The sequence below is a fragment of the Aquisphaera insulae genome (assembly GCF_011064615.1).
GTDB classification, from domain to species: domain Bacteria; phylum Planctomycetota; class Planctomycetia; order Isosphaerales; family Isosphaeraceae; genus Aquisphaera; species Aquisphaera insulae.
The window spans coordinates 1-542 of record NZ_JAALJH010000258.1 but is presented as its reverse complement, the minus strand read 5'-3'; the positions used below and the strand labels follow the sequence as shown (position 1 = coordinate 542).

The window sequence follows — 542 nt, the reverse complement described above, 5'->3', positions numbered from 1 at the left end:
CCCGTCGGCCGCGCGATCGTGAGCTGCACCTGCTGGCCCACGTCGACGGCACCCAGCGTATAGGCATCCGACTGACCCGCCCGCGTGACCGCCCCCGCGATGTTGGCCGTGAGCACCTTCGCCGCCGGATCCGCGGCGAGGTTAACCGTGGACGAAATCCCCTCAACGCCGATGGGCACATCGGCCCCCAGCAGTCGTAGGCGGTACTCGCCCGTGTAGTCGTAGTATGGCGAGACCTGGATCAGATAGGTCCCCGTCGCCGGCAGCACGAACGACCCCTCGTTGCGGCCGTCGTAAGACGAGTAGGAGCCGAGGTAAGATCCATCGGGGCCGGTGATCTGATACTCAAGGCCCGTGTAGGGCGTGTCCCCCGGGTTCTCGGTGGCGAAGGAGATCGCCCGGCCGGCTGGGCCCTCGAACGACCAGTAGTCTGCATCCGAATCGCTCGATAGCGAGCCACGTCCGGCGGCCAGGAAGAGTCCGGCGGGCCCCTCGACGAACCCGAGCGGCGTCGCGAGATCGGGAGAATCGTTGGACTCGAT

1 protein-coding gene is annotated in these 542 nt (G+C 67.2%); it reads right to left on the bottom strand.

Translation table 11 applies throughout. The annotated features are described in order from the left end of the window. Positions 1-542 (bottom strand): PPC domain-containing protein (locus G6O54_RS37055; RefSeq protein ID WP_165236191.1); only part of this gene is annotated, 542 nt, incomplete at both ends.